This is a genomic window from Serratia marcescens (assembly GCF_006715005.1).
In the GTDB taxonomy this organism is placed as follows: domain Bacteria; phylum Pseudomonadota; class Gammaproteobacteria; order Enterobacterales; family Enterobacteriaceae; genus Serratia; species Serratia montpellierensis.
The window spans coordinates 3,609,381-3,633,507 of sequence record NZ_VFMJ01000001.1 but is presented as its reverse complement, the minus strand read 5'-3'; the positions used below and the strand labels follow the sequence as shown (position 1 = coordinate 3,633,507).

General features: G+C 57.8%; 25 protein-coding genes and 4 tRNA genes. 22 read left to right on the top strand and 7 right to left on the bottom strand.

Features of this window, described 5'->3' with window-relative positions:
* Window positions 1-7 precede the first annotated feature (7 nt).
* From chbC to chbG, 4 genes are all read left to right on the top strand, one after another.
* Window positions 8-1,369, top strand: coding sequence for a PTS N,N'-diacetylchitobiose transporter subunit IIC (gene chbC, locus FHU12_RS17755; protein ID WP_016929034.1), 1,362 nt, complete (start codon window positions 8-10; stop codon window positions 1,367-1,369).
* A gap of 43 nt (window positions 1,370-1,412) precedes the next feature.
* The gene (gene gmuD, locus FHU12_RS17750; protein WP_141970886.1) at window positions 1,413-2,798 is read left to right on the top strand and encodes a 6-phospho-beta-glucosidase GmuD; all 1,386 of its coding nucleotides are present in this window, start codon (window positions 1,413-1,415) and stop codon (window positions 2,796-2,798) included.
* A 15-nt stretch (window positions 2,799-2,813) separates the two neighbouring features.
* Window positions 2,814-3,662 carry a transcriptional regulator ChbR gene (gene chbR / locus FHU12_RS17745; RefSeq protein ID WP_141970884.1) on the top strand — a complete coding sequence of 283 codons (849 nt, stop codon included), beginning with the start codon at window positions 2,814-2,816 and terminating at the stop codon, window positions 3,660-3,662.
* A gap of 148 nt (window positions 3,663-3,810) precedes the next feature.
* Window positions 3,811-4,572: a chitin disaccharide deacetylase gene (chbG, locus tag FHU12_RS17740; RefSeq protein ID WP_141970882.1), complete on the top strand. Its 762-nt coding sequence runs from the start codon at window positions 3,811-3,813 to the stop codon at window positions 4,570-4,572.
* Window positions 4,573-4,581: 9 nt separating this feature from the next.
* Here chbG and FHU12_RS17735 read toward each other — a convergent pair whose 3' ends face one another.
* Window positions 4,582-5,961: an MFS transporter gene (locus tag FHU12_RS17735; protein WP_141970880.1), complete on the bottom strand. Its 1,380-nt coding sequence runs from the start codon at window positions 5,959-5,961 to the stop codon at window positions 4,582-4,584.
* 243 nt (window positions 5,962-6,204) lie between these two features.
* On the opposite strand from FHU12_RS17735, the gene pncC reads away from it, so the two are divergent.
* From pncC to luxS, 13 genes are all read left to right on the top strand, one after another.
* Complete coding sequence (gene pncC, locus FHU12_RS17730) at window positions 6,205-6,693, top strand: nicotinamide-nucleotide amidase (protein WP_141970878.1); 489 nt, start codon at window positions 6,205-6,207, stop codon at window positions 6,691-6,693.
* A 111-nt stretch (window positions 6,694-6,804) separates the two neighbouring features.
* On the top strand, window positions 6,805-7,869 hold the full coding sequence (gene recA / locus FHU12_RS17725) for a recombinase RecA (protein ID WP_004932541.1): 1,065 nt from the start codon (window positions 6,805-6,807) through the stop codon (window positions 7,867-7,869).
* A 60-nt stretch (window positions 7,870-7,929) separates the two neighbouring features.
* Window positions 7,930-8,442 carry a recombination regulator RecX gene (gene recX, locus FHU12_RS17720; RefSeq protein WP_103829943.1) on the top strand — a complete coding sequence of 171 codons (513 nt, stop codon included), beginning with the start codon at window positions 7,930-7,932 and terminating at the stop codon, window positions 8,440-8,442.
* Between the two features lie 133 nt (window positions 8,443-8,575).
* Entirely contained in the window at window positions 8,576-11,203 is a 2,628-nt protein-coding gene (alaS, locus tag FHU12_RS17715) for an alanine--tRNA ligase (protein WP_141970876.1), read from the top strand.
* A 252-nt stretch (window positions 11,204-11,455) separates the two neighbouring features.
* Entirely contained in the window at window positions 11,456-11,641 is a 186-nt protein-coding gene (gene csrA, locus FHU12_RS17710) for a carbon storage regulator CsrA (protein ID WP_004091602.1), read from the top strand.
* A 310-nt stretch (window positions 11,642-11,951) separates the two neighbouring features.
* Window positions 11,952-12,044 (top strand) — tRNA-Ser (locus tag FHU12_RS17705).
* Between the two features lie 3 nt (window positions 12,045-12,047).
* Window positions 12,048-12,124: transfer RNA gene (locus FHU12_RS17700), tRNA-Arg, on the top strand.
* A 61-nt stretch (window positions 12,125-12,185) separates the two neighbouring features.
* Window positions 12,186-12,262, top strand: a tRNA-Arg gene (locus FHU12_RS17695).
* 53 nt (window positions 12,263-12,315) lie between these two features.
* A tRNA-Arg gene (locus FHU12_RS17690) sits at window positions 12,316-12,392 on the top strand.
* A 173-nt stretch (window positions 12,393-12,565) separates the two neighbouring features.
* Entirely contained in the window at window positions 12,566-13,132 is a 567-nt protein-coding gene (yqaB, locus tag FHU12_RS17685) for a fructose-1-phosphate/6-phosphogluconate phosphatase (RefSeq protein ID WP_141970874.1), read from the top strand.
* Window positions 13,129-13,557: a YqaA family protein gene (locus FHU12_RS17680; protein ID WP_004932520.1), complete on the top strand. Its 429-nt coding sequence runs from the start codon at window positions 13,129-13,131 to the stop codon at window positions 13,555-13,557. The genes yqaB and FHU12_RS17680 overlap by 4 nt, the downstream gene beginning before the upstream one ends.
* An 82-nt stretch (window positions 13,558-13,639) precedes the next feature.
* Window positions 13,640-15,202, top strand: coding sequence for a glutamate--cysteine ligase (gene gshA / locus FHU12_RS17675; RefSeq protein ID WP_141970873.1), 1,563 nt, complete (start codon window positions 13,640-13,642; stop codon window positions 15,200-15,202).
* Window positions 15,203-15,368: 166 nt separating this feature from the next.
* The gene (gene luxS, locus FHU12_RS17670; RefSeq protein ID WP_019455133.1) at window positions 15,369-15,884 is read left to right on the top strand and encodes an S-ribosylhomocysteine lyase; all 516 of its coding nucleotides are present in this window, start codon (window positions 15,369-15,371) and stop codon (window positions 15,882-15,884) included.
* 66 nt (window positions 15,885-15,950) lie between these two features.
* Here the strand turns inward: luxS and FHU12_RS17665 are convergent, their stop codons facing one another.
* Entirely contained in the window at window positions 15,951-17,240 is a 1,290-nt protein-coding gene (locus FHU12_RS17665) for an HlyC/CorC family transporter (RefSeq protein ID WP_038871814.1), read from the bottom strand.
* Between the two features lie 42 nt (window positions 17,241-17,282).
* Window positions 17,283-18,074: a cytochrome C assembly family protein gene (locus tag FHU12_RS17660; protein ID WP_004932506.1), complete on the bottom strand. Its 792-nt coding sequence runs from the start codon at window positions 18,072-18,074 to the stop codon at window positions 17,283-17,285.
* A gap of 169 nt (window positions 18,075-18,243) precedes the next feature.
* Between FHU12_RS17660 and ffh the strand changes: the two genes are divergently transcribed.
* The 5 genes from ffh to rplS all read left to right on the top strand — a co-directional run bounded on the left by ffh (window position 18,244) and on the right by rplS (window position 21,860).
* Window positions 18,244-19,605 (top strand): signal recognition particle protein, encoded by a 1,362-nt coding sequence (gene ffh, locus FHU12_RS17655; protein WP_141970871.1) that lies wholly within the window; start codon window positions 18,244-18,246, stop codon window positions 19,603-19,605.
* Window positions 19,606-19,819: 214 nt separating this feature from the next.
* Window positions 19,820-20,068, top strand: coding sequence for a 30S ribosomal protein S16 (gene rpsP / locus FHU12_RS17650; protein ID WP_004932501.1), 249 nt, complete (start codon window positions 19,820-19,822; stop codon window positions 20,066-20,068).
* Window positions 20,069-20,086: 18 nt separating this feature from the next.
* On the top strand, window positions 20,087-20,635 hold the full coding sequence (rimM, locus tag FHU12_RS17645; protein WP_033637182.1) for a ribosome maturation factor RimM: 549 nt from the start codon (window positions 20,087-20,089) through the stop codon (window positions 20,633-20,635).
* Window positions 20,636-20,687: 52 nt separating this feature from the next.
* Entirely contained in the window at window positions 20,688-21,455 is a 768-nt protein-coding gene (gene trmD / locus FHU12_RS17640; RefSeq protein ID WP_033641288.1) for a tRNA (guanosine(37)-N1)-methyltransferase TrmD, read from the top strand.
* 48 nt (window positions 21,456-21,503) lie between these two features.
* Window positions 21,504-21,860, top strand: coding sequence for a 50S ribosomal protein L19 (rplS, locus tag FHU12_RS17635; RefSeq protein ID WP_019455136.1), 357 nt, complete (start codon window positions 21,504-21,506; stop codon window positions 21,858-21,860).
* A gap of 141 nt (window positions 21,861-22,001) precedes the next feature.
* On the opposite strand, the gene FHU12_RS17630 is transcribed toward rplS, so the two are convergent.
* The 4 genes from FHU12_RS17630 to FHU12_RS17615 all read right to left on the bottom strand — a co-directional run bounded on the left by FHU12_RS17630 (window position 22,002) and on the right by FHU12_RS17615 (window position 24,030).
* Entirely contained in the window at window positions 22,002-22,229 is a 228-nt protein-coding gene (locus tag FHU12_RS17630) for an ogr/Delta-like zinc finger family protein (protein ID WP_141970869.1), read from the bottom strand.
* 64 nt (window positions 22,230-22,293) lie between these two features.
* On the bottom strand, window positions 22,294-22,809 hold the full coding sequence (locus FHU12_RS17625) for a lysozyme (protein ID WP_141970867.1): 516 nt from the start codon (window positions 22,807-22,809) through the stop codon (window positions 22,294-22,296).
* Window positions 22,793-23,014, bottom strand: coding sequence for an HP1 family phage holin (locus FHU12_RS17620; RefSeq protein ID WP_141970865.1), 222 nt, complete (start codon window positions 23,012-23,014; stop codon window positions 22,793-22,795). The genes FHU12_RS17625 and FHU12_RS17620 overlap by 17 nt, the downstream gene beginning before the upstream one ends.
* 251 nt (window positions 23,015-23,265) lie before the next feature.
* Window positions 23,266-24,030: a DUF481 domain-containing protein gene (locus FHU12_RS17615; protein ID WP_141970863.1), complete on the bottom strand. Its 765-nt coding sequence runs from the start codon at window positions 24,028-24,030 to the stop codon at window positions 23,266-23,268.
* Between the last annotated feature and the right edge of the window lie 97 nt (window positions 24,031-24,127).

Here is a 24,127-nt window from a genome sequence, read left to right as displayed (position 1 = left end):
GGCCGCCGTGAATACCCTCATTGCCTCGCTCGAGAAGGTTATCCTGCCTTTCGCCGTAAAAATCGGTAAGCAGCCCCACGTCAACGCCATCAAGAACGGCTTTATCCGCCTGATGCCGCTGACCTTGACCGGGGCGATGTTCGTGTTGATCAACAACGTGTTCCTGAGCTTCGGCGAGGGATCGTTTTTCTATTCGTTGGGCGTAAGGTTGGACGCCTCCACCATAGAGACGCTGAATAGCCTGAAGAGCATTGGCGGCAGCGTTTATAACGGTACGCTGGGGATCATGTCCCTGATGACGCCGTTCTTTATCAGCATGGCGTTGGCCGAAGAGCGCAAGGTCGATCCGCTGGCCTCGGCGCTGCTGGCGGTGGCGGCCTTCATGACCGTCACGCCGTTCAACGTCGGCGAGGCCTATGCGGTGGGCGCCAACTGGCTGGGCGGCGCCAACATCATTTCCGGTATGGTGATCGGGCTGGCGGTGGCTGAGATGTTTGCTTTCATCGTGCGGCGCAACTGGGTGATCAGCTTGCCGGACAGCGTGCCGGCGTCGGTGTCGCGCTCTTTCTCGGCGCTGATCCCCGGTTTCATCATTCTCTCCATCATGGGGCTGGTGGCGTTCGCGTTGGCGCACTGGGGCACCAACTTCCACCAGATCATCATGGACGGCATTTCGGCGCCGCTGGCCAAGATGGGCAGCGTGGTGGGCTGGGTGTACGTGCTGTTCTCCTCGCTGCTGTGGTTCTTCGGGGTGCACGGCTCCATGGCGCTGGCGGCGCTGGACAGCGGCATCATGACGCCGTTCGCGCTGGAAAACGTGGAGCTGTATAACAAATACGGTTCGGTCGAAGCGGCGGTGGCCGCCGGGAAAGAGTTCCATATGTGGGCGAAGCCGTTCGTCGACTCCTACATCTACCTTGGCGGCACCGGCTCGACGCTGGGTCTGATTATCGCCATCTTCATCGCCTCGCGCCGCGAAGATTACCGCCAGGTCGCCAAACTGGCGACGCCATCCGGCATCTTCCAGATCAACGAACCGATTCTGTTCGGCCTGCCGGTGATCATGAACCCGGTGATGTTCATTCCGTTCATCCTGGTGCAGCCGGTATTGACCATTATCACCTCGCTGGCTTATTACTCCGGGCTGATCCCGCCGATCACCAACATCGCGCCCTGGACCATGCCGGTCGGCCTGGGGGCGTTCTTCAACACCAACGGCAGCATCATGGCCATGTTGCTGAGCCTGTTCAACCTGGCAGTCGCCACCGTGATTTATCTGCCGTTCGTGGCGATCTCCAACAAGGCGCAAAGCCAGATCGACGCGGCGACGGAAAGCGAAGAAGACATCGCCAAGGCGCTGAAATTCTAACTGTGGAACGGGGCGGTGCGGCCGCCCCGCGAGGAACGCGAGTATGGAATATCAATTTGCCGACGGGTTTTGGTGGGGCAGCGCCACCTCCGCGCCGCAGTCTGAAGGGGCGGCCGCGCGGGACGGCAAGAGCCGCAATATCTTCGACTATTGGTACGAGATCGCGTCCGAGCGCTTTCACGATCGGGTGGGGCCGGACGAGGCCTCGACCTTTTACGACCATTTCCGCACCGATATCGGGCTGCTCAAAACGCTGGGTCACAATACCTTCAGAACGTCGATTTCGTGGTCGCGGCTGATCCCGGACGGCGACGGCGAGGTGAACCCGCAGGCGGTGGCGTTCTATAACGCGATGATCGACGAGCTGCTGGCGCAGGGCATCACCCCGTTTATCAATCTCTATCACTTCGATATGCCGCTGTGCATGCAGCAGCACGGTGGCTGGGAAAACCGGGCGGTGGTCGAAGCCTATGCGCGTTACGCCGACATCTGCTTTGGTCTGTTTGGCGATCGGGTCACCCACTGGTTCACCTTCAACGAGCCGATCGTGCCGGTGGAGGCCGGTTACCTGAATGACTTGCACTACCCTTGCGTGGTGGACTTCAAACGGGCGGTCACCGTGGCGTATCACAGCGTACTGGCGCATGCCATGGCGGTGCAGCGTTTCAGAGCGCGCGGGCTGCCGGGGAGCATCGGCATCATTCTGAATCTGAGCCCGACCTATCCGCGCTCCGACGCGCCGGAGGATCGGCAGGCCGCACACGACGCCGATCTGTTGCTCAACCGCAGTTTCCTCGACCCGGTCGCCAAAGGGCGTTATCCGGCGGCGTTGCTGCACTTGCTGGAGCGCCATGGGCTGATGCCCTACTGCGAGCCGCAGGATGCGCAACTGATCGAAGGCGGCGTGGTGGATATCCTCGGCGTCAACTACTACCAGCCGCGCAGGGTACAGGCGAAAGAGGGGCGTCGTGCCGAGGGGCCGATCGCATCACCGGAGGATTTGTTCAGTTACTATGCAATGCCGGGCCGTAAAATCAATCCGCACCGCGGCTGGGAGATCTACGAGAAGGGGCTGTACGACATCCTGATGGATCTGAAAGAGAACTACGGCAATCTGCCCTGTTATATTTCGGAAAACGGCATGGGCGTCGAGGGCGAAGAGGCGTTTATCGGCGCCGATGGGCGGGTGGAGGACGATTACCGCATCGACTTTATTCGCGAGCACCTGAAGTGGCTGCACCGCGCGCTGGCAGAAGGTTCGCAGTGCAAGGGCTATCATCTGTGGACCTTTATCGACTGCTGGTCCTGGCTGAACGCCTACAAGAATCGTTATGGTCTGGTGCGGTTGGATCGGGCTGATCAACGCCGCACCATCAAGAAAAGCGGCTACTGGTTTGCCGAGGCGGCCAGACGCAACGGGTTTGACTAACGGGAGGCCGGCGCCGTGTCCGATAACCGAATTTCGCTGAGTGCGAGCGACGTGAAGCTGATTCGCGAGCAGGATTTCTTTAACTGCAAAGATTTTCACCTGTTTATCTATAACAAGGTGGAAAGCGCCACCGGGCTGCATCAGCACGACTATTACGAGTTCACCATCGTGCTGAGCGGCAAATGCTATCAGGAGATCAACGGCAAGCGGGTGCTGCTGGAACGCGGGGATTTCGTCTTTATCCCTATCGGCTCCTACCACCAGAGCTTTTACGAATTCGGCGCGACGAAAATCTTCAACGTGGCGGTCAGCAAGGCGTTCTTTGAAGAGCACTATTTGCAACAGCTGCCGCGTTGCTTTGTCGCCTCGCAGGCCTACAGCCTGAGAAACGAGTTTTTGGCCTATATCGAATCGGTGGTGAGTTCGCCGCAGTTTCACGAGGATGACTTCGCCGAATTTCTCGAAACGCTGACCTTCTATGTGATCAGCCGTATTCGTCATTATAAAGAAGACAATGACGGCGGCGACGATATCCCGCAGTGGCTGAAGAACACCCTGGCCGGCATGCATGACAAGGCGATGTTCGGCGAAAGGGCGTTGGCGAACATGGTGGCGCTGTCGGGGAAAACCCAGGAGTATCTGACCCGGGCGATGCGGCGCTACTACCATAAGACGCCGATGCAGGTGATCAACGAGATCCGCATCAACTTCGCCAAGACGCAGCTGGAGGTCACCAACTATTCGGTTTCCGATATCGCCTTTGATTCCGGCTATGGCGACGTCAGTCTGTTCATTAAAAACTTTAAGCGGCTCACCGACGTGACCCCAGGCAACTACCGAAAAAAGTGTTACGGCCCTCTTTAGGGCCGCTCCCGATCAGTATCAACGCCGATATGCCGATGAGCTTTAGGCCGCCGGCCGGTTAATCATTCGATTTTTACCTTCGAGAAGGGGAATGCCGCGCCGGTCGGTCGGCCTTCCCTTGCCGAAAATTCATCCTGCGGGAGCCATTATGGAAAAACTACTGATCGTGAATGCCGACGACTTCGGCCTGAGCAAAGGACAGAACTACGGCGTCATCGAGGCGTATCAGCATGGCGTCGTTTCCTCCACCACGGCGATGGTGAACGGCGGCGGCGCCCAGCACGCGGCCGCGCTCAGCCGGCAATATCCGGGATTGCCGATCGGGCTGCATTTCGTTTTGACGCATGGCAGGCCGCTGGGCGCCATGCCTTCGCTGGTCAATGAACATGGCGAGCTGGGCAAATGGCTGTGGGGCCGCGCCGAGGCCGGCGAGCTGCAGCTGGACGAGATTCAGGAGGAGCTTCAGCGCCAGTTCGCGCGGTTTGTGACGCTGTTCGGCAGGCCGCCAACGCACATCGACAGCCACCACCATGTGCACATGCAGCCGCAGGTTTACCCGCTGGTGGAGGCGTTTGCGCAGGCGCAGGGTCTGCCGCTGCGCCTCGATCGCGAAGAGGCGCAGCGGCGCGATATTGCGTTGCAGACGCCCTGCAGCACCGACGCGTTTGACGCGGGGTTCTACGGTGAAATGATTTCCGAAGCCTTGTTCCTGCAGCGGTTGGCGCGCGCCGACGAGCAGGGCGCCGAGTCATTGGAAATGATGTGCCACCCGGCGTTCCTCGATGCGACGATCCTGCAGAGCAAATACTGCCACCCGCGCCTCGTCGAGCTGGATGTGTTGACCGCGCCGACGCTGAAAGCGGCGATCGCCGAACGCGGTTTTATGCTGGGCTCCTTCCAGGATCTGTAGCGCTGCCGTTTACAGCATGGCGTGCGCCTTTTTCAGGCCGGTGTCCTCTTGCGGATCGGCCCCCTGAGGCAAGGGTTCCTCCTCCTGTTCTTCGGGCTGCGGCTCCTCGGCATCGGGCGCCGCTTCCGGCGGCGGCATGGTGTCGTGAATGATCTGCTCATCGAAGGTCGGATTGAGCGCCGGCGACAGCGGCGAACTGGCGAGGCTGTCCGGCAGCGCAATGTGCGGCACCGGCGCGTCCTGCGCCAGCTGCGGTTCCTTCGCTTTCGCCGTGCGGCTGAGGGCCGCCAGCAGCACGCCGCACAGGGCGAAGAAGGCATACAGGATATTGCCGCCAAGCGGCTCGATCAGCGCGCCGACCGCCAGCGGCCCGATGCTGGCACCGACGCCGAACGCCATCAGCAGACAGGCGGCCAGCGAGACGCGGCGCTCTGGCTCAATCAGATCGTTGGCCAGCGCCACTACCAACGGGTAGAGCGTAAACTGCAGCATGCTGACGACGAATCCCACCGCCAGCAGCAGCGGGAAATCGATGTGCGGCAGCAGCGCCAGCGGCAGCGCCGCCACGATCAGGAAAATAGCGTTGAGTCGCATCAGCAACGGGCGGCTATAGCGATCCGACAGCCAGCTGAGTGGGAACTGCGCCACCAGCCCGGCGAAGATGGCCAGTGCCATGAACAGGCCGGTTTGTTGAGTGGTTAAGGACTGCAGGCTGGCATAAACTGGCGCCAGCCCGTAAAACGAGCCCACTACCATGCCGATCACCAACGTGGTGGCCAGCACCTTGGGAATGGCGCCGACAAAGTAACGCAGCTCCATCGGCGCCGGCGACATATGGCGCGCATTGGTGCGCGTGGTGAGAGCGATGGGCACCAGACAGAGCGCGAAGCACAGCGCGATCACCAGCAGCGTGGCGATGCCCAGGCTGCTTTGCAGCATCAGCACGATCTGGCCCAGCGACATGCCGAGATAGGTCGCCGCCATATAAAAGCCGAACACCATGCCGCGCTGGTTGGACTCCGCCTGGTCGTTCAACCAGCTTTCCAGCACCATGTACTGACACATCATGCACAGCCCGATCACCAAGCGTAGCGCGACCCAGGCGGGAATGAACTCCGTCAGGCCGTGCCCCAGCACCGCAGCGGTAATGATGCCGGCGCAGGCCACGTAGGCGCGGATATGCCCGACGCGGGCGATAAGGAAGTGGCCGACCTTGCCGCCGATCACTAACCCGATGTAGTTGGCGGCGATGATGGCGCCGATCAGCGCGCTGCTGACGTGGATAGAGGCCAGCCGCAGCGAGACGTAGGTGGTGAGCAGGCCCGAGCCCAACAGCAGCAGCAGGGTGGTGGTGTACAACGGCAAGAATACGCCCAACGTTTTTTTCACGCTATCATCCTAATCTCTTCTGGTGCGCCCTGAGGCCGCTGCCGCAGCGTGCCGCCTCCGTGATGTTCCTTGTGCTGGTGCGCCGCCGCTCAATGGGGCGCTTCTTTTGATACTAGCAGCTTGGCCGGGCGCTTAAAACCGCACCTCCTGCGAGGCGCTGCGCATTTCCACGCGTCGGCCGCCGCGTCGCCTTGATAAATGCTACTATCGGGCGCATATACCTGAATTCGCGAGGGAGGAGTTATGAGTGAAAACCAACTGCGCCGGCTCAGCGCGCTGGTGGGGGAGAAACTGAAGGCCCAGGGCCGCTGGATCACCTGCGCGGAATCCTGCACCGGCGGCGGCATCGCCAAGGCCATTACCGATATTGCCGGCAGCTCCGCCTATTTCGATCGTGGTTTCGTCACCTACAGCAATGCGGCGAAGCATGATCTGCTGGGGGTAAGCGAAGCCACGCTGGCGGCGCACGGCGCGGTCAGCGAAGAGGTAGTGCGCGAGATGGCGATAGGGGCGCTGCGGGCGGCGCAGGCCGATCTGGCGCTGTCGGTGAGCGGCATCGCCGGCCCGGACGGCGGCAGCGCGGAAAAGCCGGTCGGCACCGTGTGGTTCGGCTTCGCCGGCAGCGATGGCCGGGGCCTGTCGCGCAAGATGCAATTCGAGGGCGACCGCGATGCGGTGCGGCTGCAGGCGACGATTTTCGCGCTGCAAACTGCCATCGACGAATTTTTGTAAATTAGGCTTGATACTGTATGACCATACAGTATAATTAGTGACATTTCCTGCACAACATACATTCAGTGGCAGTGTGGGGTAACACCGGCATTGCGAAACGAAGGAGCAAAAATGGCTATTGATGAGAACAAGCAAAAGGCGTTAGCTGCGGCACTGGGCCAGATTGAGAAACAGTTCGGCAAAGGCTCCATCATGCGCCTGGGTGAAGACCGCTCCATGGATGTGGAAACGATCTCCACCGGCTCACTGTCACTCGATATCGCTCTGGGCGCTGGCGGCCTGCCGATGGGCCGCATCGTCGAAATCTACGGCCCGGAATCGTCCGGTAAAACTACCCTGACGCTGCAGGTGATCGCCGCTGCGCAGCGCGAAGGCAAAACCTGTGCGTTCATCGATGCCGAGCATGCGCTGGATCCTATCTATGCGAAAAAGCTGGGCGTCGATATCGACAACCTGCTGTGCTCCCAGCCGGACACCGGCGAGCAGGCGCTGGAAATCTGTGATGCGCTGACCCGCTCCGGCGCGGTTGACGTCATCATCGTCGACTCCGTGGCGGCGCTGACGCCGAAGGCGGAAATCGAAGGTGAAATCGGCGATTCGCACATGGGCCTGGCGGCACGCATGATGAGCCAGGCGATGCGTAAGCTGGCCGGCAACCTGAAAAACGCCAATACCTTGCTGATCTTCATCAACCAGATCCGTATGAAAATTGGTGTGATGTTCGGCAACCCGGAAACCACGACCGGCGGTAACGCCCTGAAGTTCTACGCTTCGGTGCGTCTGGATATCCGCCGCATCGGCGCCATCAAAGAGGGCGACGAAGTGGTGGGCAGCGAAACCCGCGTGAAAGTGGTGAAGAACAAAATCGCTGCGCCGTTCAAGCAGGCTGAGTTCCAAATCATGTACGGCGAAGGCATCAACAGCCGTGGCGAGCTGGTCGATCTGGGCGTGAAGCACAAGATGATCGAAAAAGCCGGCGCCTGGTACAGCTATAACGGCGAGAAAATCGGTCAGGGCAAGGCGAACGCCTGTAACTTCCTGAAAGAAAACCCGGCTATCGCTGCCGAGCTGGATAAGAAGCTGCGCGATCTGCTGCTGCACAGCGGCGGTGAGCTGGTGGCTGCCTCCGGTGACGACTTCGAAGACGATGAAGCGGAAACCAGCGAGCAGTTCTAATCGCTGAAGATGTGCGCCGTCGTTCGTGCGGCGCATATCCCATAAATTCAGGCTTGAATGATGAATGACTTGCTAAGCCGCGCCATGCGCCTGCTGTCGCAACGCGATCATAGTGAAGCTGAACTGCGCCGCAAACTTGCGGCGCAGCCGTTTGTGGCGAAAGCCCGTTTTGGCGGTAAGAAGCCACATGCGCCGGCATCACCGCCGGTGGCTGAAGAACCGGTGGATCCTGCGCTGATCGAGCAGGTTATCGCCTACTGTTATCAGCATAATTGGCTGGACGATAAGCGTTTCGCCCACAGCTACATTGGCAGCCGCAGTCGCAAAGGTTACGGTGCGCAGCGCATCCGCAGCGAACTGATGCAAAAGGGCGTCGACAAAGCGCTGGTGCAGGACGCGCTGGCGGAATGCGACATCGACTGGTGTGAACAGGCGAAACAGGTGGCGCAGCGAAAATTTGGCGATGCGTTGCCAACCGACTGGAAAGAGAAAGCCAAAGTGCAGCGCTATCTGCTCTATCGCGGCTTCTTCCAGGAAGAAATTCAGTCAATTTACCGTGATTTTGCGCAATGAGCGCACACGGGGTTTTACTTCCCTCTGAAGAAAATTTATCTTATCCCCACTTTTTGTTCGTGAGCTGGTTGTCATCGTCGGGATGACGCGTCACCGGCTCACGTGTCGTTATTCTAGCCTTTCCAGGAAAATTATGAGCAAGAGCACCGCTGAGATCCGTCAAGCGTTTCTCGATTTCTTTCATAGTAAGGGTCATCAGGTTGTAGCGAGCAGCTCCCTGGTGCCTAACAATGATCCGACATTGCTGTTTACCAATGCCGGCATGAACCAATTTAAGGATGTTTTCCTGGGGCTGGACAAACGCGCCTATTCCCGTGCCACCACCTCGCAGCGCTGCGTGCGCGCAGGCGGCAAGCATAACGACCTGGAAAACGTCGGTTATACCGCTCGTCACCACACCTTCTTTGAAATGCTGGGCAACTTCAGCTTCGGCGATTACTTCAAGCACGACGCGATCAGCTACGCGTGGGAACTGCTGACCGGTGAAAACTGGTTCAACCTGCCGAAAGAGCGACTGTGGGTCACCGTGTATGAAACCGATGACGAAGCGTTCGACATCTGGCAGAAGCAAATCGGCGTGCCGGCCGAGCGTATTATCCGCATCGGCGACAACAAGGGTGCGCCTTTCGCTTCCGATAACTTCTGGCAGATGGGCGACACCGGCCCATGCGGCCCGTGCACCGAGATTTTCTACGATCACGGCGATCACATCTGGGGCGGCCCTCCAGGCAGCCCGGAAGAAGACGGCGACCGCTACATCGAGATCTGGAACATCGTTTTCATGCAGTTCAACCGCCAGTCCGATGGCACTATGCTGCCGCTGCCGAAACCTTCGGTGGATACCGGTATGGGTCTGGAGCGCATCGCGGCGGTGTTGCAGCATGTGAACTCCAACTATGAAATCGATCTGTTCCGTACCCTGATCGCCGCCGTGGCAAAAGTGACCGGCGCGACCGATCTGGACAACAAATCCCTGCGCGTTATCGCCGACCATATCCGTTCCTGCGCCTTCCTGGTGTCGGACGGCGTGATCCCGTCTAACGAAAACCGCGGCTATGTGCTGCGCCGCATCATTCGCCGCGCGATCCGCCATGGCAACATGCTGGGCGCGAAAGACACCTTCTTCTATAAGCTGGTGGCACCACTGATTGAAGTGATGGGCCCGGCCGCCGACGAATTGAAACGCCAGCAATCGTTGGTGGAGCAGGTGCTGAAAACCGAAGAAGAGCAGTTTGCCCGCACGCTGGAGCGTGGTCTGGCGCTGTTGGACGAAGAGCTGGCCAAGCTGCAGGGCGATACCCTGGACGGCGAAACCGCTTTCCGTCTGTACGATACCTACGGTTTTCCGGTCGATCTGACCGCTGACGTCTGCCGCGAGCGTGGCCTGAAAGTCGATGAAGCGGGCTTTGAAGAAGCGATGGAAGCGCAGCGCCGCCGCGCGCGTGAATCCAGCGGCTTCGGCGCCGACTACAATAGCCTGATCCGCGTGGATGGCAGCAGCCAGTTCAACGGCTACGATCACGACGAGCAGCAGGCGATGGTCATCGCGCTGTTCCGCGACGGCCAGCCGGTCGATCAGATCAATGCCGGCGAAGAGGCGGTGGTGGTATTGGATGAGACGCCGTTCTACGGTGAATCCGGCGGCCAGGTCGGCGATAAAGGTGTACTGAAAGCCGCCGGCATAGAGTTTGTGGTCAACGACACCCAGAAATACGGTCAGGCTATCGGCCATCAAGGCAAGCTGGCGCAGGGCTCGCTGAAGCTGAACGATCGCGTAGATGCGCAGATCGACGCTGAGCGCCGCAACAGCATCCGTCTGAACCACTCCGCGACTCACCTGCTACACGCTGCGCTGCGCCAAACGTTGGGCGATCACGTCGCGCAGAAAGGCTCGCTGGTTAACGACAAGTATCTGCGTTTCGACTTCTCGCATTTTGAAGCGATGAAGCCGGAACAAATCCGTGCGGTGGAAGATCTGGTGAACCAGCAGGTGCGTCGTAACCTGCCGGTGCAGACCGAGCTGATGGCGTTGGAAGATGCCAAAGAGAAGGGCGCGATGGCGCTGTTCGGCGAGAAGTACGATGACAACGTGCGCGTACTGACCATGGGCGACTTCTCCACCGAGCTGTGTGGCGGTACTCATGCCAGCCGCACTGGTGATATCGGTCTGTTCCGCATTCTGAGCGAGTCGGGCACCGCGGCGGGCATCCGTCGTATTGAAGCGGTGACCGGCGCAGGCGCTATCGCTACGCTGCACCAGCAAAGCGATTTGTTGCAAGACGTTGCACAGCTGGTTAAGGGCGACAGCAACACCCTGAGCGATAAAGTGCGCTCGGTGCTCGATCGCACCCGCGCGCTGGAAAAAGAACTGCAGCAGCTGAAAGATCAGCAGGCGGCGCAGGAAAGCGCGTCGTTGTCCAGCCAGGCAAAAGTGGTTAACGGCGTGAAGCTGTTGGTCAGCCAGTTGGACAATGTCGAAGCCAAAATGCTGCGCACCATGGTGGATGACCTGAAAAATCAATTGGGTTCGGCCATCATCGTGTTGGCAACGACGGCTGATGACAAAGTCAGCCTGGTTGCAGGCGTGACCAAGGATCTGACTGACCGCGTGAAAGCCGGCGAGTTGATCGGCAACGTGGCGCAGCAGGTAGGCGGCAAGGGCGGTGGTCGCCCGGATATGGCGATGGCGGGGGGGACGGATATCAACGCCCTGCCAGCGGCGTTAAACAGCGTAGAAGCCTGGGTGGCCTCGAAGCTGTGAACATAAATAAATAGCACGCACAAACGCCATAATACTTTGTTGATTATGGCGTTTTCATACTGTGCTAACACAATTTAGTTACAATTGCGGGAACAAAGTTTTTCAGGTCGGCTAAACTTACCATTATCTGAGGTGGGACCAAGTCTGCTTACACTTATTGTGGGTTGCGCGGCTTACGTTTTCACCACATATGATGGATAATGACGGGGAAACTGAGAGACCCGACTCTTTTAATCTTTCAAGGAGCAAAGAATGTTAATTCTGACTCGTCGAGTTGGTGAAACCCTCATGATTGGCGATGAGGTTACGGTCACTGTGCTAGGGGTAAAAGGCAACCAGGTGCGTATTGGTGTGAACGCCCCCAAAGAGGTTTCGGTTCACCGTGAAGAAATCTATCAGCGCATTCAGGCAGAGAAGTCTCAGCAGACGACTTACTGATTCCGAAGCAGCGTCTCGTTGCCAGACGAGACGCTACTGCATCGTTTTACCCACTTCTTTCGTTCTCCCCTCTCTTTTTCGTGATTATTTTCCCGGTTAGTTCCCTGCTTTGTTGCTACAGATGCTGCGGTTGCCTGTTGATAAAACGCCCTTTTTGCCGTGAAATCGCCCATGTTGGGTGCGAATTGTGCAAACGCGCATGAGTTGGGAAAAATTGTTTGACTTAAAAGTCGGAGAAAGTAATATGTGCGCCACGCAGTGCCGATGAGCTTCTCTAAAGCAAGTTAGGCACAATTCGAAAGAAGCGTATGGTGAGGTGGCCGAGAGGCTGAAGGCGCTCCCCTGCTAAGGGAGTATGCGGTCAAAAGCTGCATCCGGGGTTCGAATCCCCGCCTCACCGCCATTTGCATCCATAGCTCAGCTGGATAGAGTACTCGGCTACGAACCGAGCGGTCGGAGGTTCGAATCCTCCTGGATGCACCATATTTTGCAGTATGGTGGGGTAGTAACAACATACCATACGGTATCAAAAAAGAATTCCTGTGCATCCATAGCTCAGCTGGATAGAGTACTCGGCTACGAACCGAGCGGTCGGAGGTTCGAATCCTCCTGGATGCACCATTCTTTCCGTCATGCTTCGTTAGTGAAGCAGGCAAGCAGTAAAAAATAGACATGCATCCATAGCTCAGCTGGATAGAGTACTCGGCTACGAACCGAGCGGTCGGAGGTTCGAATCCTCCTGGATGCACCATCTAAGAGAAACCCGCTTCGGCGGGTTTTTCGCTTTTCAACCTTTATCCATCTCCCCCCTCTTTCCCCTTTGTGCCCGATTAGGCACAGCACATTCCGCTATGACGCAGTCAGCGACAACCCATCGGCTTTACGCTAAAGTAGTTTTCTTTCCTCAACGATCATGGAGTAACGATGTACGACCGCTATCAGGGTCTTATTTTCGACATGGACGGCACGATTCTGGACACCGAGCCAACGCACCGTAAAGCGTGGCATGAAGTGCTGTCTCGTTATGGCATGACGTTTGATGAAGCGGCCATGGTGGCGCTGAGCGGTTCACCGACCTGGCGTATCGCGCAGGCGATTATTGCCAGCCATCAGGCCGACCTCGATCCCCATCACCTGGCGGCGGAGAAAACCCGCGCGGTGGAAGCGATGCTGCTGGATAGCGTGCGTCCCTTGCCGCTGATCGAGGTGGTGAAGTCCTATCACGGCCGCCGTCCGATGGCGGTCGGTACCGGCAGCGAGCACCGCATGGCGGAAATGCTGCTGCGTCATCTCGGCCTGTTCAACTGCTTCGATGCGATCGTCGGTGCGGACGATGTACAGCGCCATAAACCGGAGCCAGACACCTTCTTGCGCTGTGCCGAACTGATCGGCGTGCCGCCGGAAAAATGCGTGGTGTTTGAAGATGCCGAGTTTGGCATTCAGGCGGCGAAAAGTGCCGGTATGGCTGTGGTAGACGTCCGCACGCTGTGAGTAGTACGCTAGCCGTAATATCGTTATTTGGCAGTAGCTTCCTCAGTGCGACGCTGCTGCCGGGAAATTCAGAAATCGTTCTGGTCGCCTTGCTGACCCAGAGTCGCGTCTCGCCGGAGTTGCTGGTATTGGCCGCGACCTTGGGCAACACGCTGGGTGGCTTGACCAATGTCATTATCGGGCGCCTGTTACCGGCGTTGAAACCACAGCGGGGGCTGGCAACGGCGCTCGGGTGGCTGCAACGCTTCGGCCCGGCTGCGCTGCTGCTCAGCTGGGTGCCGGTGGTGGGCGATTTGTTGTGCGTGTTGGCAGGTTGGCTGCGCATGCCCTGGGGCTCTGTCGCGCTGTTTCTGTGTATCGGAAAAGCGCTGCGTTACATCGTTTTGGCTATGATAACGGTACAGGGCATCGCCTGGTGGCAGTAACCAAGTGAATATAACTCAATATTCTCTCGGGTGCGGATTCAGTATGCTTACGAGTTATTGTTTTTAGAAGCGGGAGGTCAATTTGATCCCGGACGTATCACAGGCGCTTTCTTGGTTGGAAGCCCATCCCCAGGCATTAAAAGGTATTCGTCGCGGCATTGAGCGTGAAACGCTGCGGGTCACGCCGAACGGCACCTTGGCGACCACCGGGCATCCGGAAAAGTTGGGCGCGGCATTGACGCACCACTGGATCACCACGGATTTCGCCGAAGCGCTGTTAGAGTTCATTACGCCGGTTGATGACAATATCGACCACCTGCTAACGTTCCTGCGTGATATTCATCGTTACGTGGCGCGCAATATCGGCGATGAGCGCATGTGGCCGCTCAGCATGCCGTGCTTTATCGAAGCCGAGCAGGATATCGAGCTGGCGCAGTTCGGTTCGTCGAACATCGGCCGCATGAAGACGCTGTACCGCGAAGGGCTGAAGAATCGCTACGGCGCGCTAATGCAGACCATTTCCGGCGTGCACTACAACTTCTCGCTGCCGCTGGAGTTTTGGCAGGCCTGGGCCGGCGTACAGGACGCGGAAAGTGGTAAAGAGCAGATCTCGGCGGGGTATTTCCGCCTGATCCGCAACTATTATCGCTTCGGCTGGGTGATCCCCTTTCTGTTCGGCGCATCGCCGGCCATTTGTTCTTCGTTCCTCAAAGGGCGCGAGACCAATCTGCCGTTCGAGCGCACCGAGCAGGGGATGTGCTACCTGCCGTACGCCACCTCGCTGCGTCTGAGCGACCTGGGTTACACCAACAAGTCGCAGAGCAATTTGGGCATCACCTTCAACGATTTACACAGCTATGTGGCCGGTCTGAAGCGGGCGATCGCGACGCCTTCCGAAGAGTTCGCCAAGCTGGGCGTGAAAGAGGGCGATCGCTACCTGCAACTGAACAGCAACGTGCTGCAAATCGAGAACGAGCTGTATGCGCCGATCCGACCGAAGCGCGTGACCCAAAGCGGCGAGACGCCGTCGGACGCGCTGCTGCGTGGCGGTATCGAATACATCGAAGTGCGTTCGCTGGATATCAACCCGTTCTCGCCGATCGGCGTGGACGCGGTGCAGGCGCGTTTCCTGGATCTGTTCCTGGTATGGTGCGCTCTGGCTGATGCGCCGGAGATGAGCAGCGATGAACTGCTGTGCACGCGCAAGAACTGGAACCGGGTGATTCTGGAAGGGCGTAAGCCGGGCCAGACCATCGGCATCGGCTGTGGCGCCAGCCATGAACCGCTGGAAAAAGTGGGTAAGGCGCTGTTCGCCGATCTGCGGCGGGTGGCGGAAGTGTTGGACGGCGAAGCCGGCAATCGTCAATACCAGCAGGTGTGCGATGAGCTGGTCGCCGCGTTCGACGATCCTGAGCTGACCTTCTCCGCGCGCATTCTGAAGGCGATGAAGGCGGAAGGCACCGGGCGCGTCGGTCTGCAGCTGGCGGAGCAGTATCGCCAGACGTTGCTGGAAGAACCGTTGGAAATCCTGAACGAATCCGAGCTGGATAAAGAGCGGGAAGCCTCGTGGCAGCGCCAACGCGACATAGAAGCCAATGATACGCTAAGCTTTGAAGCGTTCCTGAAGCAAAACGGCGGAAGCTGAAAAAGAAAAAGGCCACATCAATGTGGCCAAATATGCATCTCTGATGACAGGGATGATGATAACAAATGCGCGTCTTTCACATACTCAGACTCGCAGGGTTGGAAAAGGTTTCCCGGTTAGGAAAAAAAGTTTCGAAATAAATGCTCTTTTACGAGGAGGTAGCGAAATGCCATTGCTGGATAGCTTTACCGTCGATCATACCCGTATGGCAGCCCCGGCTGTCCGCGTTGCGAAAACCATGAAAACGCCTCATGGCGATACCATCACGGTGTTTGATCTGCGCTTTTGCCGCCCGAACCTGGAAGTGATGCCTGAGCGCGGCATTCACACGCTGGAGCACCTGTTCGCCGGCTTTATGCGTGACCACCTGAACGGCCAGGGGGTGGAGATTATCGACATCTCCCCGATGGGCTGTCGTACCGGTTTCTACATGAGCCTGATCGGCGTGCCGGAAGAACAGCGCGTAGCCGATGCGTGGAAAGCGGCGATGGCCGACGTGCTGAAAGTGACTGACCAGCGCAAAATCCCTGAGCTGAACGAATACCAGTGCGGCACTTACCATATGCACTCGCTGGAAGAAGCGCAGGAGATCGCCAAGCACATCCTGGATAACGACGTGGTGGTTAACCACAACGACGAGCTGGCGCTGCCGAAAGAGAAGCTGCAGGAACTGCATATCTAGCCGCGAGTTTCCCGCAGAGATAAAAAAAGACGCGATTTCGCGTCTTTTTTACTTTCTGACCGGCGGTCAGTGATGGCCGACGCTGGACTGCAGCGAGGTGATCGGCGTGACCCGTACCTGTTTGATCATATTGCCCTGCACGTCGAGAATGTCGATATCGTAGTGGCCGATACGCACCCGGGTGCCGGTTTCAGGGATCTCTTCCAGCTCTTCGAGCAGCATGCCGTTGACGGTGCGGGCCTCGCTGGCAGGCAGGGTCCAGTTGAAGGCTTTGTTCAGCTCGCGCACGTTGGCGGTACCGTCGATCAAGACCGAGCCGTCGCTCTGCGGCGTGACCTCTTCCGCCAGCGTGGGTGACATCGAGGTGGTGAAGTCGCCGACGATCTCTTCGAGAATGTCTTCTACCGTGACCAGGCCCTGAATGTCGCCGTACTCGTCGACCACGATGCCGACCTTCTCCTTGTTGCGCTGGAACTTCACCAGCTGCACGTTGAGCGGCGTGCCTTCCGGCACGAAGTAGATTTCATCGGCGGCGCGCAGCAGGTTCTCTTTGTTGAACTCTTTTTTCTCGGTCATCAGGCGATAGGCTTCGCGCACGCGCAGCATGCCGATCGCGTCGTCCAGCGAGCTGCGATACAGCACGATGCGGCCGTGCGGCGAGTGGGTCAGCTGGCGCATGATCGACTTCCAGTCGTCGTTGACGTCGATGCCGACGATCTCGGTGCGCGGCACCATGATGTCGTTAACCGTCACCTTTTCCAGGTCCAGCACCGAGATCAGCATGTCCTGATTGCGGCGGGAGATTTGCGACTGGGATTCGCGCACGATGGTGCGCAGCTCATCCTTGCTGACGGCGTCGCTGATGCGCACGTTGGTGCGGATGCCGAACAGGCGCAAGGTCAGGCTGGTGATGCCGTTGAGCAGCCAGACCAGCGGGAACATCACCTTTTGCAATGGGGCCAGCAGGACGCTGCTGGGGAAGGCAATACGTTCCGGATAGAGGGCGGCGAAGGTCTTTGGCAGCACTTCGGCGAACAGCAGCACGGCGAAGGTCAGTATGCCGGTCGCGATCGCCACGCCGAGATCGCCATACAGCCGCATGCCGACGATGGTCGCCAGCGCCGAGGCGAGGATGTTGACCAGGTTGTTGCCGATCAGCACCAGGCCGATCAGCCGATCCGGTTTTTGCAGCAGCTTCTCCACCCGACGCGCCGAGCGGTTGCCCTGTTTGGACAGGTGACGCAGACGATAACGGTTGAGCGTCATCATGCCGGTTTCGGAAGCGGAGAAGTAAGCGGAGACCACGATCATGATCACCAGGATAATGATGAGGGTCCCCGTCGACACATGCTCCAATGCAGTATTCCTTATAGAGAGGGAGAATTGGGCCGGGCTGGCTTAGCGCACCATCACCTGCTGAATCAGACGGCTGCCGAAGTAGGCGAGCGTCAGCAGGAAGGCGCCGGCGAAGCTGAACCAGACGACGCGGCGGCCGCGCCAGCCTTCATGGTAATGGCCCCACAACAGCACGATATACACGAACCAAGCCATGATCGACAGCACGGCTTTGTGCACGTTCTCTTTGCTGAACAGATTATCCATGTACAGCAGGCCGGTGCACAGGGTGAGCGTCAGCAGCACCACGCCGATCTGGGTGATATGGAACATCTTGCGCTCGATGCTCATCAGCGGCGGCATGTCGGCGCTGAAGGTCAGCTTCTTGTTTTTCAACAGGTAGTCGAGCCAGGCGAGCTGCAAGGCGTAGAGCGCGGCGATGATCAGGGTGGCGTAAGAGAATAGCGCCAGGCCGATATGCACCATCAATTCCGGGCTGGCTTCCAGGTGAGTAATGAACTCGCCGGGCATAAAGCTGGCGAAGGCCAGGTTGATCATCGCAAAGCTGTAGACGATCGGCAGCAGGAACCAGCCGCGATCGCGCGAGGCGACGAAGGTCATCACCGAGCAGATGATCAGGCTGACGATGGAACCAATGTTCAGCAGGCTGAGATTCTGCCCGGCGCTGACGTCAAAGATGCGCTGCTGCAGCGCGATGGCGTGGCAAATCAGCGCCACCACCGCCGAGACGAGGGCCAGTCGACGGTATGCGCTGTTCTTCCGCAACAAGCTGGGAATGATCAGTCCAAGGCTGAGCAGGTAGGCCATCAAAGCCACAATGGAGAAAACTGGCATAGCGTTTAATTTTGCTTCGGCGTGGTTAATAGGAGTGTCAGTATAACGTTGCGCGCGTTTCACTCCAACCTATCTCCAACGCTGAGGCAGAGATCCGCCGCGCTTCGTGTTATCATCGGCGCAATTGTGTCGCCGGAGCGGCCTGTCATTACACGTTGAGCATGAGACGATGTTTGAAAATTTAACCGATCGATTGTCGCGCACGTTGCGCAATATCAGCGGCCGCGGGCGGCTGACCGAAGAGAATATCAAGGAAACCCTGCGTGAAGTGCGTATGGCATTGCTGGAAGCGGACGTCGCGCTGCCGGTGGTGCGCGACTTCATCAACCGCGTCAAAGAGAGCGCGGTTGGCCATGAAGTCAACAAGAGCCTGACGCCGGGGCAGGAGTTCGTCAAGATCGTCAAGGGCGAGCTGATCGCCGCGATGGGCGAAGTCAACACTGAGCTGAATCTGGCGGCCCAGCCGCCGGCGGTGGTGCTGATGGCGGGCCTGCAGGGCGCCGGTAAAACCACCAGCGTCGGTAAGCTCGGCAAGTTCCTGAAAGAAAAACAGAAGAAGAAAGTGTTGGTGGTTTCCGCGGACGTTTATCGCCCGGCGGCGATCAAACAGCTGGAAACGCTGGCGGAAGGCGTTGGCATCGATTTCTTCCCGTCTGACGTCAAAGAAAAACCGATCGACATCGTCAATCGCGCGCTGCAACAGGCCAAGCTGAAGTTCTACGACGTACTGATCGTCGATACCGCCGGCCGTTTGCACGTTGACGAAGCGATGATGGATGAGATCAAACAGGTGCACGCGGCGATCAAGCCGGTGGAAACCCTGTTCGTGGTCGACGCCATGACCGGCCAGGACGCCGCCAATACCGCCAAGGCGTTTAACGAAGCGCTGCCGCTGACCGGCGTGGTGCTGACCAAGGTCGACGGCGACGCGCGCGGCGGTGCCGCGCTGTCCATCCGTCATATCACCGGCAAGCCGATCAAATTCCTCGGCGTGGGCGAGAAGACCGAAGCGCTGGAGCCGTTCCACCCGGATCGCGTGGCATCGCGCATCCTGGGCATGGGCGACGTGCTGTCGCTGATCGAAGATATCGAAAGCAAGGTCGACCGCGAGCAGGCGGAGAAACTGGCCAACAAGCTGAAAAAGGGCGACGGTTTCGATCTGACCGACTTTCTGGAGCAGCTCAAGCAGATGCGCAACATGGGCGGCATGGCCAACATGTTGAGCAAGCTGCCGGGCGCGGGCCAGCTGCCGGACAACGTCAAGTCGCAGATGGACGACAAAGTGCTGGTGCGCATGGAGGCGATCATCAACTCGATGACGCTGAAAGAGCGCGCCAAACCGGAAATCATCAAGGGCTCGCGCAAGCGCCGCATCGCGATGGGGGCCGGCATGCAGGTGCAGGACGTCAACCGCTTGCTGAAGCAGTTCGACGAAATGCAGCGTATGATGAAAAAGATGAAGAAAGGCGGTATGGCGAAGATGATGCGCGGCATGAAAGGTATGATGCCGCCGGGCTTCCCAGGCCGCTGATGGGCCTCCGCACGCCGAGTGCGGGCGCTTTCAGCATTCGCCGTTCGCGGTGAAAACCGCCCGAAATTTGACAGGCTGCAAAAGTTGTCCCCTGCGATCGACGCTTTAGATTGCTTTTTGCGCCAAAATGAGTAAAATTTTCGGGCTTTTTATATTGCAACCGGGCCCCGTCCCTCAATGGGGCCCGGCTGTTTTATTAACTAAAGAGGATGTTATGGTAACAATTCGTTTGGCACGTGGCGGCGCTAAAAAGCGTCCGTTCTATCAAGTAGTAGTGACCGACAGCCGCAACGCTCGTGATGGTCGTTTCATCGAGCGCGTAGGTTTCTTCAACCCGATCGCTTCTGGTCAGGCTGAAGCACTGCGTCTGGACCTGGACCGCATCGAGCACTGGGTTGGTCTGGGTGCAACCGTTTCTGATCGCGTTCACGCGCTGATCAAAGACGCTAAGAAAGCAGCTTAATCTGTCGCGGTGGTGGCAATGAGCAAGCAACTCAAACCGGTAGCGCCGATCGCGCCGATTGTACTCGGTAAAATGGGGTCCGCTTACGGCATTCGTGGTTGGCTCAGAGTGTTTTCATCCACCGAAAACGCCGAAAGCATTTTTGACTATCAGCCGTGGTTTATCCAGCAGGCGGGTCAGTGGCAGCATATCGAGTTGGAAGACTGGAAGCGCCACAGTCAGGATCTGATCATCAAGGTCAAAGGCATTGACGATCGGGACGCGGCGAATCTGCTGACTAATCGCGAGATTATGGTGGATTCCGATCAACTTCCTCCGCTGGAGGGTGACGATTACTACTGGAAAGACCTGATGGGCTGCCAGGTAGTCACCACCGCCGGCTACGAGCTGGGTAAAGTCATCGATATGATGGAAACCGGCTCGAACGATGTGATGGTTGTGAAAGCGAACCTGAAAGATGCGTTCGGCATGAAGGAGCGGTTGATTCCGTTTCTTCATGGGCAGGTTATCAAGAAAGTCGATCTCACTGCCCGCGTGATTGAGGCAGATTGGGATCCTGGTTTTTGACCCCCGGATCAAACGGTCGAAGCAAGTGGAATAACGGTAAGGGGATTGGCTTGTGTTCATCGGTATTGTAAGCCTGTTTCCTGAGATGTTCCGCGCTATCACCGATTACGGGGTGACTGGCCGGGCAGTAAAAAATGGCCTGCTGAGCGTGCAGTGTTGGAGTCCTCGCGACTTCACCTACGACCGGCATCGTACCGTGGACGATCGCCCTTACGGCGGCGGCCCGGGAATGCTGATGATGGTGCAACCTTTACGGGAAGCCATTCATGCGGCGAAAGCAGCGGCAGGCGAGGGAGCAAAGGTGATTTATCTGTCACCTCAGGGGCGCAAGCTGGATCAAACCGGCGTGTGCGAACTGGCGGCCAATCAGAAGATGATTCTGGTGTGTGGCCGTTACGAAGGGGTAGACGAGCGCGTAATCCAAACCGAAATTGACGAAGAATGGTCAATCGGCGATTACGTTCTCAGCGGCGGGGAACTGCCGGCAATGACCCTGATTGATTCAGTCGCCCGTTTCATACCGGGTGTGCTGGGCCATCAGGCCTCAGCGGAGGAAGACTCCTTCGCCGACGGATTGCTGGACTGCCCGCACTATACCCGCCCAGAGGTGTTGGAAGGGATGGAAGTACCGCCGGTTCTACTGTCGGGCAACCATGCTGAGATACGTCGCTGGCGCTTAAAGCAGTCGCTGGGCCGAACCTGGCTTAGAAGACCTGAACTTCTAGAAAGCCTAGCTCTGACTGACGAGCAAGCGGTGTTGCTGGCTGAGTTCCAACGGGAACATCAGGCCAGGCAACAGGACTATGAAGGAAACGTCTGACATCAGACGGGACCGATATATCAGTTTACCTAGGGTAAGAGACATATTATGAGCAACATTATTAAGCAACTTGAACAAGAGCAGATGAAACAAGACGTACCTGCATTCCGTCCGGGTGATTCCGTGGAAGTGAAGGTATGGGTCGTTGAAGGTAGCAAAAAACGTCTGCAGGCATTCGAGGGCGTGGTTATCGCTATCCGTAACCGCGGTCTGCACTCTGCATTCACTGTTCGTAAGATTTCCAACGGCGAAGGTGTTGAGCGCGTATTCCAGACTCACTCCCCAGTAATCGACAGCATTACTGTTAAACGTCGTGGTGCCGTTCGTAAAGCTAAACTGTACTACCTGCGTGAACGTACTGGTAAGTCTGCTCGTATCAAAGAGCGTCTGAACCGCGTTAACTAACGCTGCATCCAAAAGTTAATAGTTACCAGGGGTTGGCTTATGCCAACCCCTTTTTTTATCTGAAAATCCAGCTGTGGTGCATTTCGAGATTTGGCCGCGTTGTAGCGACATTAAAAAGCCTGCATCAGCAGGCTTTTTGCATCACAGCGCGGCGGCGCTTTGTTTATGCGGATTCTCCGATGGGTGCGGCTGCGCCGGGACAATGTCATCGCCGGGCTTGACGATCACCCGAGCAACGGATTCGTGCGTGGCAAACGTGCAGCTGCAGTTGATGTTGCGGCATTGATGGTAACGCTCTTTGGTCGACTCGCTCAGATAGCGGCTGGAGCGAGTGTGGGCCACGTGACCGCATAGTGGACAGTGCATCATAAGAACCCCCTTGAACAAATTAAGTGAAATTGTTGTGGCATCACCACTTAGGCGAGCGAGCCCGTCATGATGAGGCAATGCCTTGCAAGCACAGTGCGCGTTCCGTAGCACGTCGCTGTTCCAGCCCTTTGTTTTTCTTTCCGTTTACGTAAATCCAGCGAGGCAACTGATCGCAGGCCTGTCGCCACTGGCGCTGTTGCAGCAGCGCGACCAGCGTAGAGTGGCAGGCTGCGCCGACACCCACGTTGAAGGCGAAGGCGATCACCGCGTCATAGGTTTGTTGCGAGAGCGTATGCGGCAGGCAAGTGGCCATGCCGCGCTCGGTGCGGCGAACATCGTCTATCAAATCCACCGCGGCTTTGCGTTCATCTATCGTCTTGTCTGGGATGACGCCAGCAGTGTGTCCAATGCCCTGTGTCCACACCCCGGCGCTACACTGGTAAGGCGACAGGCGGCAGCCTTCGAGATCGGCGATCAGCCTGAGGCCGGCTTCTGAGGTTTGCAGCTCGCCAAATGACGGCAACAGCACGGCGATGGCCAAAACGGTGGCGACGCTGCAGCGCTTAACGATTGCACTCATCGTAAATGTTCCTCCGTGACGCCGCATTGCGTTCAATAGCCTTTAAGATTTGCAGGCTTTTACGTCGGTAGTACCAGTTCACCAGAAACGTGCCGATTCCTACCGCCGCACCGACTAGAAAGGCAATGTCCTGCGGTGACAGCTTGCCGAGCCAGGCGAGAAACAGCGCCATGGCGTAGGTGATGAATGAGGTGATTTTCTCCATAGCTTATGCTCGCTTTGTTTACAGTATCTCGGGAGCTGTGGTGGCCATCGATACGTTTCTGGCCACACTCTATCGAAATCCATCATGCCCCGAGGCTGTATAATAATTACTGTATATGCATACAGTATTAAGCTATTTGCTAAAGTCGTCAATGGGTGGGATGAATATTTTTAGCAGATTGTGCAAAAGAGGGCGGCAGGCATAAAAAAAGCCCATCGATGATGGGCTTCAAGAGATTCTGGGCGAGGAGATTACAGGCCGTAAACCAGCGTGACCGAGGTGGTCGTGTCGGTATTCTTAGGCGCTGAGGCCGGCGGTTTGCTGTTGTAGGTCACGGTGTAGGCCACGCGCAGTGAGAAGCGATCGTTGATCGCCACGTTCAATGCGCTTTCCGAGTTCAGCGTGGTTTCCTCGTTCGCCAGCGCGGAAACGCCCTGAATGAACTTGGTATTGTCGGTCAGCTGATAGGAATAGTTGGCTGCACCGTAAGCCAGCCCTTTGGTCGAGCGGCCGCCGCCGTGGTATTCATCATGGCGCACGCCGGGACCGAATTCCACCCGCAGATCGCTGAGCGGCCCGTTGAGAAGTTGACGGCCGTAACCGCCGGTCAGCGTGGAGCGTGAGTCATAACCGTTAAAGCGATCGCTTAGCCAGCTGCCCTGGCCAAACAGGTAATTGCGATCGGTCAGGTTATAGCGCGTACGACCACCGGCCTGGTACTTTTCGGACGAGCGCACGTTGGAGGAGGTGGTGTTGTTGGCCGCCCCCCACAGGCTATACGCCGCGTCGGTATTGAACCAGGTCATGTTGGTGTTGGCCAACAGGGTGGAGCTTTGCGAGTTGCCGGACTGGGCGTTGTAGCCCGCCTGCACGTTGCCTTCGAACGGTTTCTTGGCGGTGGCCGGATCGTCCATCGCGGTGAAAAGCGTATTGTCGGCAAGGGCTGAAACACTGGTGAAAGTCGTTAAGCAGCAAATATACAGCGGAAAAGCGCGGCGAGCGCGGGAAGAGAGCATCTTGGATCCAGTTGTTAAGGGTGGTTATTGTTGATGACGGTCACATTATATCGGTTCACTTCGGCGACAAAAATAGCCGCCATTAGCTTAAGTTTTT

Bases quoted from the DNA above. Each gene is read 5' to 3' on its own strand.
- gmuD (WP_141970886.1), top strand. From the start codon at position 1,413: ATGGAATATCAATTTGCCGACGGGTTTTGGTGGGGCAGCGCCACCTCC.
- chbG (WP_141970882.1), top strand. From the start codon at position 3,811: ATGGAAAAACTACTGATCGTGAATGCCGACGACTTCGGCCTGAGCAAA.
- pncC (WP_141970878.1), top strand. From the start codon at position 6,205: ATGAGTGAAAACCAACTGCGCCGGCTCAGCGCGCTGGTGGGGGAGAAA.
- recA (WP_004932541.1), top strand. From the start codon at position 6,805: ATGGCTATTGATGAGAACAAGCAAAAGGCGTTAGCTGCGGCACTGGGC.
- recX (WP_103829943.1), top strand. From the start codon at position 7,930: ATGAATGACTTGCTAAGCCGCGCCATGCGCCTGCTGTCGCAACGCGAT.
- alaS (WP_141970876.1), top strand. From the start codon at position 8,576: ATGAGCAAGAGCACCGCTGAGATCCGTCAAGCGTTTCTCGATTTCTTT.
- csrA (WP_004091602.1), top strand. From the start codon at position 11,456: ATGTTAATTCTGACTCGTCGAGTTGGTGAAACCCTCATGATTGGCGAT.
- yqaB (WP_141970874.1), top strand. From the start codon at position 12,566: ATGTACGACCGCTATCAGGGTCTTATTTTCGACATGGACGGCACGATT.
- luxS (WP_019455133.1), top strand. From the start codon at position 15,369: ATGCCATTGCTGGATAGCTTTACCGTCGATCATACCCGTATGGCAGCC.
- FHU12_RS17660 (WP_004932506.1), bottom strand. From the start codon at position 18,074: ATGCCAGTTTTCTCCATTGTGGCTTTGATGGCCTACCTGCTCAGCCTT.
- ffh (WP_141970871.1), top strand. From the start codon at position 18,244: ATGTTTGAAAATTTAACCGATCGATTGTCGCGCACGTTGCGCAATATC.
- rpsP (WP_004932501.1), top strand. From the start codon at position 19,820: ATGGTAACAATTCGTTTGGCACGTGGCGGCGCTAAAAAGCGTCCGTTC.
- rimM (WP_033637182.1), top strand. From the start codon at position 20,087: ATGAGCAAGCAACTCAAACCGGTAGCGCCGATCGCGCCGATTGTACTC.
- rplS (WP_019455136.1), top strand. From the start codon at position 21,504: ATGAGCAACATTATTAAGCAACTTGAACAAGAGCAGATGAAACAAGAC.
- FHU12_RS17630 (WP_141970869.1), bottom strand. From the start codon at position 22,229: ATGATGCACTGTCCACTATGCGGTCACGTGGCCCACACTCGCTCCAGC.
- FHU12_RS17625 (WP_141970867.1), bottom strand. From the start codon at position 22,809: ATGAGTGCAATCGTTAAGCGCTGCAGCGTCGCCACCGTTTTGGCCATC.
- FHU12_RS17620 (WP_141970865.1), bottom strand. From the start codon at position 23,014: ATGGAGAAAATCACCTCATTCATCACCTACGCCATGGCGCTGTTTCTC.
- FHU12_RS17615 (WP_141970863.1), bottom strand. From the start codon at position 24,030: ATGCTCTCTTCCCGCGCTCGCCGCGCTTTTCCGCTGTATATTTGCTGC.